Source organism: Dendronalium phyllosphericum CENA369 (assembly GCF_016056275.1).
GTDB classification, from domain to species: Bacteria; Cyanobacteriota; Cyanobacteriia; order Cyanobacteriales; family Nostocaceae; genus Dendronalium; species Dendronalium phyllosphericum.
This window is the reverse complement of record NZ_JAECZA010000224.1, coordinates 23,262-33,163: the sequence shown is the minus strand read 5'-3', so window position 1 is coordinate 33,163 and position 9,902 is coordinate 23,262. Positions and strand designations below refer to the sequence as shown.

The following is a 9,902-nucleotide window of genomic DNA, read 5'->3' as shown; positions in this document are numbered from 1 at the left end:
CGGAAACAATCGCCACGCCAAATAATGCTGCCATAGACGATTTGTCAACTGACAAAGACGAAGAAGCCATTATAGATCAGCCTGTTAGCCCAGTCTGGCTTAAAGGAGAAACGACAGAGCAAATTTTACAAAATTTAATAGATTTAGCTTTACCAGTCTCAGAATCTTTGTTAGAAGATGAAAAAATTGAGGATTCTCCAGCTATACAACCAGCACCTCCTCTTTTGCTGACTCTAGAACAAGAAAATTATATTGCTCCTTGGGGGCAAACACTAAATATTAATGGGCGCGTGGAGCTTGGGAACAAAACTAATCTGGAAAAGGATGCAATATCTCCAGAAAATCTCCATGCACTAGAACTAATAATTGAACTGCGATCGCCTTTAGAAGCAGAAATTTTAAACCAAGTACGGCAAGCCTTATCAGATCGGTTACTACCTTTTACTATTAACTCTTCAATTAATATTCCTGCTGATTGTGAATCGAAGTTAATTTTGGCAGACATTAGTTTGTTTGGCGCATTCGCTCATGAAAGTGAAGTCATGCTGTTAGCTAGCCAATCTTTCACAATTACAGCCGATGTCACAGAATTACTAGCGATCGCAACTGCAAAAAAATCTCATCAGCAAAACTTATTGGATGAGGCTAGTACATCGATAATGTCGGCTGCTACTAAAAAGCCAGAAACCCCTATAGGTCTAGATTTACAACTTTTCAACTTAGTCAAAACCTCAAAAACAACCCAAGTTCAGCCTATTCATTCATTCCCCAATCAGCCTTTACCACCAACTAACCCAGAAATTCCCCAAGAAGCGAGCGTTCAAGTATCTAAACTGAGTAAATCAGGAGATTTGCGATCGCCACAGTTGCCCAAGCTGCCTGAAATTAAAATTACGCAAGCGATTGCCACTGATGCTGTAGTTACGGATGTTGCTATGACAGAACCTTCTCCACAAGAATCTGTAGAGAAGAAATACATCACAACCCCTGCCCCTATAAACTTGGAGCAGCTTGTCATTAGACATAATCGAGTGTCGATGTTGAGCAAGACTTTTCCCTACTTGAAACGTCTCGAAACTTTGCCTAACAATGAAGAAGAAGTAAATAGTAATTTACCAGAAGCATTCGATACATCGGGATTTCCGCCTAGTGAAGATTCGCCACAGATAGACACTACGGAAAAGACATCTGAATTAATGTCTGATGATGCCCAGTCTCAAGAGGACTCTGTAGCAGAGGTAGCTATAGTTTCACCAAGTTCGCAATTAATAGATAACTTTGTGGAAGAAGCACCTTTAGTTCCACCAAGTTCGGAATTAATAGATGATTCTATGCCAGAAGTATCTATGGTTCCACTGAGTTCGGAAATGCGCTCATCTCCCTTAATTAGAAAGTGGATGCAGAGCCAAGGATACTCTTTACCAGAATCCATTGATTTTTTACAGGATCGAGATGATGTTCTAAACCATCAAACAACACCTGAACAGCAGGCTTTTATTTCTCATAGCCCTCAAACTCCTGTTGACGATCTCAATTTGTCATTTGACTTAAATTTGGAAACAGAGATTGAGGCAGAGACGGACGTGGTGGAACTAGAACAAACAGACACACCAGAATATGGCGAGACAGAGACGCAGGAAAGTTTCCTGACTGAAACAGCGACTGATTTACTCATTAGCGATCGCATTTTTGCAAGAGAAGTTCTTGAAGACACAGAGAATTCTTTCACCATCTCATCACCGCTAGAAGTGCCACAACTTCCGCCTGCTCCTCATATTAAGACACCATCAGCTTGGTTGGCGCAAGAAATTGTTGTAGATGATACATACAGTGAAATCGAAGTTGATGCACCTAGGAGTCAGCATTTTCAAGAACAAGAGCAACCCATATTAAATTTATCTAGTCCCCTACCTCTGAGTGCGGCGATCGTTGAACCTTTGGCAATTCCACAACTACATGTGCCAGATAGCGAATTAATTGCAGGCGAATCTGTAAGAGTACGCGTCGAACTGCCTGAAGTTTCCTCGCAAGTTGTAATCAAATTATGGATTGAAGATTGTCAAACTCGCGCTTTACTAGACGGCCCGCATTTATTAAGAGATTTGTTACCCAGTTCTTCGGGAACCTTGGAAGTCATGACTCAATTGATCGTTCCCTTTGGCTGTTTAGAGATTCGCATCGAGGCGATCGTTTTAGATATGGCTACCCAGCAAGAGAGTCATAAAGTCACAATAGTACGGACTGTGATTCCTCCAGATTTGGCCCAGTTGCAGCTAGATGAATTACTGAGTATGGATATTTAATCCTAGGTGGCAAGCAAATGAGAGTGATTGGAGATGAGAAAGAAGACCAGTTGCAATTTCTCCTCTGCTTCTGTGCCCCTTATCTCCTAATAGGGCTGTGTTAAAAATCTTTAGAATTAAAAAAAAATAGCACGATTTACAGTAAGCTCGTCTTGAATTGTAGTGTAATTTAACAGGAAACTTTGCTATGGCAGCTTCATTTTTGCCCTCTATCCTCGTTCCCATAATTGGTTGGATTTTGCCAATTTTGACATTTTCGTTTCTGTTGGTATACATCGAAAACGACAATGTCGCTTAATGTACTCAATAGTCAGTGGTCAGTAGTAAAAAACAACTGACCTTTATGAGTTTGCCAGTTACTCATAGGGAGCCACTGCGCCCTTCGGGTGACGCTCCTTCTCCCAAGGGGAGACGCTTACGCGAACGTAGCTAACGCGAGTCAGCTGCGGAGGAGTCAGTGCAGCGAAGCACTTGCTGTCTTGGATGGCACTTCCTTTAAGTCGGGAAACCCGTCCAATGGAGTGCCTTTGCTTTCCGTCGATAGCAAAGTGCTGTCAACAAACAAATGACAAATAATTAATACCGCCTATCTCATGAAGACAGGCGGTTTTTTAATGCTGATTTCTAAACAAGTGCTAGAAAGTTCAGACTAAATGATATTTGGTTCAGCCTATTTTTTACATCGAAGAACCGATTCCAGCGTAGGCTCCATAGAAGAAAATGCCTACAACAGTGATTACACCTAATCCTGCGACCGTAGCAACGACCCACAGGGGAATTCTCCCAGTTCCTATAGACACAGCTTTTTCTCCTCCCTTAACAACAAATCAACACAGGTTAAATAAACAAAGTTTCACAACAGTTCCAGTTAGTTAAAGAAGTAACTGGAAAATAGAATCCCTAGAACAAAAATCATTAGTAGTCCCAGGTACAGAGAAGTCCGGTTTAGTTCAACCGGCTGATTATTAGGATTGGGCGTTCTTTCCATAAGTTGCTCCTAGCGTTGAATAAACTGCATTGAGGCGATCGCGCCCAAAAAGAATACAGTTGGCACACCTAAAGTATGAACTGCAAGCCATCTAACCGTAAAAATTGGATAGGTAACTGGTTGATTAATGTTATTACCGCTAGTCATGATTTCAAACTACTTTCCAATAAACTGTTCAACTTGTTTTTTAGCTTCAAAACGGTTCTTCACAATTGGCACTTCTTGCCGTACTTGTGTGTAATATTCATTAGGACGGGGTGTGCCAAACACATCATACGCCAGCCCGGTGCTGACAAATAACCAACCCGCAATAAACAACGCTGGAATGGTGATGCTGTGAATTACCCAGTAACGAACGCTGGTAATAATGTCCGAAAACGGACGTTCTCCAGTGCTACCTGACATTTAGATCCCTACCTTCAAAAAGATTGTTATTGAGTTTATTATCCTACAAAGTTTAGAAAGAGTTACAAGTTGCAACGTTATTCTCAGAAATCGGCACGAATACCTAAACTGAGAGTTGCACTAAGCTGGCTCTGATTGAGCAGCTTTTTCAGCAGTATTTGGCTGGTATTTCAGTAAAACACCGTGGTCGCCGATGATAAATCCGCGATCGGGCTGCAAAAAGACGATTTTGTACAAATTAGCAGCTACTTCTTCAACTGCACGGTCTTTTTCCCAAGTCTTGCCGCCGTCACTACTCCGCAGCAAATTACCACTACCGCCACCGATCCAAATTTCGTCAGGTGTACGATATGCCAAATCCAGTAAACCCCAACTTGTAGACAATTCAGGGCTTTGTGCCTCTTCCCACTCATCAGGTTTATTGGGGTCGCTAAATTGAATTTGACCTCCCCGCGCTAACAACCACAATTGCCCGTTCTCAGCAAAGCCCATATTTTCGAGACGGCGAGAACTATTGCGGTTATGAGGAACCCAAGCATTTTGCCCTGGTTCCCAAGTCGAGTAGAAGCTACCTTTAGAGGAGACAGCAATATATTTACCATCAGCAGAACGGTTCAAGCTACGCACCACACCAACAGCTGCTTCTACCTGGGCTTTCCAGTTTTTACCGCCATCTGTGGTTTTGTATATCGCTCCTACATTAGTCGCCATTTCAGCAGTATTTTTACCTAGAGCCTCAATGGCGATCGGACTACCGGGTAGCTTTTCGCTTAAGGGAATGCGCGACCAAGAACGACCTTCATCAGTCGTGTGTAGCAGCAACGAAGGCTCTCCGACAATCCAGCCTTCGTTACCAGCAAAACTGACCGAGTCAAAGCGAGACCTGGATTCATCCAGTGCTAGGGTTATTGGTTGCCAAGTATCACCACCATCTTTTGTTTCCAAAAGGGTGGCATTGCCACCAACTATAAAGCCATGCTGAGGGTTATCAGTGAAACCAATATCCAAAAGTTTTGCATCTGTCGGCACAGAAATCACTTCCCAAGGATTGTAGCTGGTAGAAGGAATTTTGCTACAACCTATACATATGAGGACTACCATTAACAGGGCAAATATTTTTTGCCCACTTTTTACAACACCCATGGAATGCATCAGTATTTCTTAGTTGTTTCTAAATTTGTGTAGTGGTTTTCTAAATTTTTGACCTTAAGGACAATATGCCAGTCTCCGAACTGGACAAAAACTGAGCGGGGCTTATTGTAAGCCGTAGAGACTGAGAAAAAACAAGAAAGCAAGAGCCAAAGCGCCAAAAATCAGGATATTCTTTTGTCCTGGTGTCAACTTATTAACACCCAAACCGAAACCGAGATTTTCTTTAAAACCTGATGCTGTACCCGCAGGCCCGACGTTGGCAAAAGCGGTTTTCTTAGCAGTACAAACTGGACAGCACCAATCTGTAGGCAGTTCTGCAAAGGGTGTGCCAGGGGCAATGTTATGGCTATCGTCTCCCTTCCCAGGTTCATAAATGTAACCGCAGGCGCGACACTCATAGCGGTCTAACGCCTGAGTTTCAACAGCTTGTTCGCTCATGGCTAAGGTCTCGCAGAGGAGAAATCTTAAATATACGTTAAAAATTATGACATAACTGTTAGACTTTTCTATCACTAGTAAAAACGAATCAAATACTTGAAATGCGTTTGTTTCCCAGATTTCAGAAAAGCCAAAAAGATATAATGTAAAAGAAAGTTACGCAGTTAAGGGATTGAGGATTGGGGATCGGGTACTAGGTATTAAGGACTGCATAGAGAGTGTAGAAAAGAATTCAATTTCTAGTTCTTAGTCCTCACTTCCCAGTCCACAGTCCCTAATCCCCAGTCCCCACTTAACTTAGTCCATAAGCGGTAGATATTCATTGTGTTTGTCCTCAGCGGTTACGAATACCTTCTAGGCTTCTTAATCATCTGTAGCCTAGTGCCTGCCCTAGCGCTTTCAGCATCCAAGCTCCTACGACCCAGTGGTAACAGCCTGGAACGTCGCACCACCTATGAATCCGGTATGGAACCAATTGGGGGAGCCTGGATTCAGTTCAACATCCGCTACTACATGTTTGCACTAGTCTTCGTCGTCTTTGATGTGGAGACTGTATTCTTGTATCCTTGGGCGGTTGCTTTCCACCGTTTGGGGCTATTGGCATTCATTGAAGCCCTAGTTTTTATTGCAATTCTTGTAGTCGCCTTAGTTTATGCATGGCGTAAAGGAGCTTTGGAATGGTCTTGAATTCTAATTTAACAACCCAGGATAAAGAGCGAATCATCAACCCGATTGAAGGCCCCAAAGTAACTCAAGACCTTTCAGAGAATGTTATTTTGACTACGGTTGATGACCTTTACAACTGGGCACGGCTTTCGAGTCTTTGGCCGTTGCTGTTTGGTACGGCTTGCTGCTTTATTGAGTTTGCAGCTTTAATCGGCTCTCGGTTTGATTTTGACCGTTTTGGGCTAATTCCCCGTTCTAGTCCCCGCCAAGCCGATTTAATTATTACGGCAGGCACAATAACTATGAAGATGGGGCCTCAATTGGTGCGTCTTTACGAGCAAATGCCCGAACCGAAGTATGTAATTGCCATGGGAGCTTGCACCATTACAGGTGGAATGTTCAGTGTAGACTCGCCTACTGCTGTACGTGGAGTCGATAAACTGATTCCTGTGGATGTTTACTTACCTGGTTGTCCTCCCCGTCCAGAAGCAATCATTGACGCAATTATTAAACTGCGGAAAAAAATAGCTAATGATTCGATGCAAGAACGGAGTCTAATTAAGCAAACCCACCGTTTCTACAGCACGACTCATAATCTGAAGCCAACAGAGGAAATTTTAACTGGTAAGTATTTGCAGTCAGAAACACGCTTTACACCCCCGAAAGAGTTGGCAGAAGCAATTGGTCTGCCAGTACCACCTGCGCTGCTCACAGCACAGAAACAAAAGGAGGAACAAAACCGTGGCTGAAGAAGAATCTAAACCAGTACCAGCAGAACAGGAGTCTTTGGTCAAAGCCGGCCAGGTTTCCCAGTGGTTGACCGAGAATGGCTTTGAACATGAGTTTTTAGAGCCTGACAAGAATGGGGTAGAGATAATTAAAGTGGAGCCAGATGTTTTGCTCCCCATCGCTACAGCCCTGTATGCCTACGGGTTTAATTATCTCCAGTTTCAATCTGGTATCGACCTCGGCCCTGGGCAGGATTTAGTCAGCGCATATCACTTGGTTAAAGTTAGTGATAATGTTGATAAACCTGAAGAAGTGCGGGTGAAGGTATTTTTACCAAGGGAAAATCCCAGAGTGCCTTCGGTGTACTGGATTTGGAAAACGGCAGATTGGCAAGAGCGCGAATCTTACGATATGTACGGCATTATCTACGAAGGACACCCGAACCTCAAGCGGATTTTGATGCCGGAAGATTGGGTAGGTTGGCCTTTGCGGAAGGATTACATCTCGCCTGATTTTTACGAGTTGCAAGATGCTTATTAGGAAGTGCTGAGTACAGACGCGACGTTAGTCGCGTCTGTACAAGAGTGAGCATTTTGATAAACTCACACTAACCCCTTTCCGTCCGTGGAGAGGGGTAATGTTTTTTGACGCAGAGGTTCGCGGATAAAAATGCAGAAAGAGGCTTAATTTCTACTTTTGCGAACATGAGTGATGATATGAATAAGTTAAGTTATACAGTAATAGCTTATGTCTGACGAATTATTAAAGTCTTTTCAGCAAGCATACAGAAATTTAGAGTTATTGCCACTTATTCAGCCAAATGATTTAGATAGATTTAGAGTGAATTATGGTGATGAGGTTATTGAGGAATTAGAGCAGTTAGTTGAAGATAGTCCTAATGGTGATGGCAAGATTATTTTTACGGGACATCGTGGTTGTGGTAAGTCTACTTTGTTAGCTGAATTTAGTAGGCGATCGCAAAACCGTTATTTTGTAGTTTTATTCTCGATTTCAGACACAATTGAAATGTCTGATGTTAATCATATTAATATTCTTTTTGCTATTGCTGTTAATTTAATGTATGAGGCGGAAGCTCGTAGAGTTGAAATTCCTAAGTCTACTAAAGATGCTTTGTATAAATGGTTTGCTAGCCGGACTAAGACAGAAGAAATTAATATTGAAGCTGAAACTTCACTTGGTTTTGATTTGCTGAAGTTGATTAGTAATAAGCTGAAAGCCGATGCGGCTGTACGCTATGAAATTAAGCAAGAGTTTGAGAGAAAAATTTCTGATTTAATTGCTCGGATTAATGAAATCGCGGCTGTAATCCATGTAGCTACTAGAAAAGATGTTTTAGTAATTATTGATGATTTAGATAAATTAGAATTAGAAAGAGTAAATGATATCTATAGAGACAATATTAAAGCTTTATGTCAACCAAATTTTAGAATTATTTATACAATTCCTATCGCTGTTTTAAGAGATAAGTTTCTCCGACCGTTGATTGAGACGGAAACTAACGACCAAGTTGTGGTTATGCCTGTCTTAAAGTTATTTGAACAGGGGCAAAGTCGTCAGGTTAATGCCAAGCCTCGCTTGCAAGCGAAAGATATTTTATGCGAAATATTACAAAAGCGAATTGCATCTGAACTTATAGAACAGCAAGCAGCAGAAAACATTGTTTTAAATAGCGGTGGTGTGTTGCGAGAGTTGGTGAGGATTGCTAATGAATGCTGCCGTATTTGTCTACGATTAATTCGGCGTAAACCCGGACAAGCTGTGGTTATTGATGAGCAGATTTTAGATGAGGCGGTTAATAATATTCGCAATGATTTCGCTGTACCTTTGGGAAAGGTTGATTATGCAATCTTGCAAACTACTTATCAGAACTTTATGCCTGATGACCCAAAGGAACCTGAGTTTTTAGATTTGCTGCACGGACTTTATGTTTTGGAATATCGCAATCGGAAGAATTGGTATGATGTTCACCCGATTGTTGTAGAACTCTTGAGAGAACAGGGGTTAATCAATGGCAGCTAATGAAATATTTGATGATGCAGAAAATCTGGATGCTTATGATGATTTGATTGTTAGCATTCAAGCTAAAAAACAAGGTTTGAGTTTGCTGATAGCTGTTTGTGATGATTTGAGTTTTCGAGAGCAAGTTATCAAGCAGTATGAAACAGAATTACAGCCAGAAATTCGCTCTTATCGCGTGACATTGGCAAGGGGTGAACCGAGTTTGAGGGGCGCTATTGCTCAACTGGTGGAAAGTGAAGAATATTTGCAGCAACATCACCCAGCAGTAATTACAGTCACGGGTGCTGAACAGCTTTATTTTCTCAAACTAGGGGAGGAACGTTCGGAACAAGAAATATTTTTCGGTTACTTGCAGTGGACTAGGGAAGCGTTAAGAGAATTTCCTTTTGCGATCGTGTTGTGGGTAACTAATCAGCTTTTAGTTAACTTGATTAAGAAAGCTCCTGATTTTTGGAGTTGGCGCAATGGTGTATTTCACTTTGTGTCTAGAAAGAAAAACACTATTTCTGGTAGAGAATTAGAATCTATTCGTTTTGCTTTCGGTGACAATGAGTTTTCAGGGTTGGATGATGATAATCCCTATTTATTGCCTATAGAAGATTTGCAAAGGTTTATTCAAGATGCAGAACAGCGAGGGGTAAAAGATGCAACTTTAGCGACTTTGTACTTTAGCTTAGGAGAGATTTATAGAAAAAGACTTGAATGGGATGAATTTCAGGATTATAAAAAAGAGCAAGAATTAGGAATTGAATATTTGAGCAAGGCTGTTGAACTGCAAAAAGAGTTAGGTTTAGAGAAAGAGTTAGCTACCAGCCTCAACAACCTCGCGTCACTCTACGACTCCCAAGGCAGATACAACGAAGCCGAACCGCTTTACATCCAAGCTTTGGCACTGACGCGCAAGCTGCTGGGTGAAGAACATCCATCTGTTGCCAGTAGTCTCAACAACCTCGCGTTACTCTACTACTCCCAAGGCAGATACAGCGAAGCCGAACCGCTTTACATCCAAGCTTTGGCACTTTGGCGCAAGCTGCTGGGTGAAGAACATCCATCTGTCGCCAGTAGTCTCAACAACCTCGCGGGACTCTACTACTCCCAAGGCAGATACAGCGAAGCTGAAACCCTGTACATCCAAGCTTTGGCACTTTGGCGCAAGCTGCTGGGTGAAGAACATCCATCTG

At 42.1% G+C, this 9,902-nt stretch carries 13 protein-coding genes; 7 read left to right on the top strand and 6 right to left on the bottom strand.

Annotated elements, in window-relative coordinates; translation table 11 throughout:
• Together I8752_RS24630 and I8752_RS24625 are read left to right on the top strand one after the other, a co-directional pair.
• Positions 1-2,303, top strand: a 2,303-nt coding sequence (locus I8752_RS24630) for a hypothetical protein (protein WP_214434868.1), incomplete at its 5' end; no start/stop codon positions are given.
• A gap of 187 nt (positions 2,304-2,490) precedes the next feature.
• On the top strand, positions 2,491-2,601 hold the full coding sequence (locus tag I8752_RS24625) for a photosystem I reaction center subunit VIII (RefSeq protein WP_214434867.1): 111 nt from the start codon (positions 2,491-2,493) through the stop codon (positions 2,599-2,601).
• A 379-nt stretch (positions 2,602-2,980) separates the two neighbouring features.
• On the opposite strand, the gene I8752_RS24620 is transcribed toward I8752_RS24625, so the two are convergent.
• The 6 genes from I8752_RS24620 to I8752_RS24595 all read right to left on the bottom strand — a co-directional run bounded on the left by I8752_RS24620 (position 2,981) and on the right by I8752_RS24595 (position 5,286).
• Complete coding sequence (locus I8752_RS24620; RefSeq protein WP_214434866.1) at positions 2,981-3,103, bottom strand: photosystem II reaction center protein J; 123 nt, start codon at positions 3,101-3,103, stop codon at positions 2,981-2,983.
• Between the two features lie 68 nt (positions 3,104-3,171).
• Positions 3,172-3,291, bottom strand: a complete 120-nt coding sequence (locus I8752_RS24615) for a photosystem II reaction center protein L (protein ID WP_214434865.1) — start codon at positions 3,289-3,291, stop codon at positions 3,172-3,174.
• Between the two features lie 9 nt (positions 3,292-3,300).
• Positions 3,301-3,438 carry a cytochrome b559 subunit beta gene (gene psbF, locus I8752_RS24610; RefSeq protein WP_214434864.1) on the bottom strand — a complete coding sequence of 46 codons (138 nt, stop codon included), beginning with the start codon at positions 3,436-3,438 and terminating at the stop codon, positions 3,301-3,303.
• A gap of 9 nt (positions 3,439-3,447) precedes the next feature.
• On the bottom strand, positions 3,448-3,696 hold the full coding sequence (gene psbE, locus I8752_RS24605) for a cytochrome b559 subunit alpha (RefSeq protein ID WP_214434863.1): 249 nt from the start codon (positions 3,694-3,696) through the stop codon (positions 3,448-3,450).
• 120 nt (positions 3,697-3,816) lie between these two features.
• Complete coding sequence (locus I8752_RS24600) at positions 3,817-4,839, bottom strand: photosynthesis system II assembly factor Ycf48 (RefSeq protein ID WP_214434862.1); 1,023 nt, start codon at positions 4,837-4,839, stop codon at positions 3,817-3,819.
• A gap of 111 nt (positions 4,840-4,950) precedes the next feature.
• Complete coding sequence (locus I8752_RS24595; protein ID WP_214434861.1) at positions 4,951-5,286, bottom strand: rubredoxin; 336 nt, start codon at positions 5,284-5,286, stop codon at positions 4,951-4,953.
• 324 nt (positions 5,287-5,610) lie between these two features.
• Here I8752_RS24595 and ndhC point away from each other — a divergent pair, with 324 nt between their 5' ends.
• The 5 genes from ndhC to I8752_RS24570 all read left to right on the top strand — a co-directional run.
• A complete protein-coding gene (ndhC, locus tag I8752_RS24590) occupies positions 5,611-5,973 on the top strand; it encodes a photosynthetic/respiratory NAD(P)H-quinone oxidoreductase subunit C (protein WP_214434860.1) in 363 nt (120 codons plus the stop codon).
• Complete coding sequence (ndhK, locus tag I8752_RS24585) at positions 5,964-6,701, top strand: photosynthetic/respiratory NAD(P)H-quinone oxidoreductase subunit K (protein WP_214434859.1); 738 nt, start codon at positions 5,964-5,966, stop codon at positions 6,699-6,701. The genes ndhC and ndhK overlap by 10 nt, the downstream gene beginning before the upstream one ends.
• On the top strand, positions 6,694-7,221 hold the full coding sequence (locus I8752_RS24580) for an NAD(P)H-quinone oxidoreductase subunit J (protein ID WP_214434858.1): 528 nt from the start codon (positions 6,694-6,696) through the stop codon (positions 7,219-7,221). The genes ndhK and I8752_RS24580 overlap by 8 nt, the downstream gene beginning before the upstream one ends.
• Before the next feature lie 207 nt (positions 7,222-7,428).
• Entirely contained in the window at positions 7,429-8,721 is a 1,293-nt protein-coding gene (locus I8752_RS24575) for an ATP-binding protein (protein WP_214434857.1), read from the top strand.
• Positions 8,711-9,902, top strand: a 1,192-nt coding sequence (locus I8752_RS24570; protein ID WP_214434856.1) for a tetratricopeptide repeat protein, incomplete at its 3' end; no start/stop codon positions are given. The genes I8752_RS24575 and I8752_RS24570, both read left to right, overlap by 11 nt.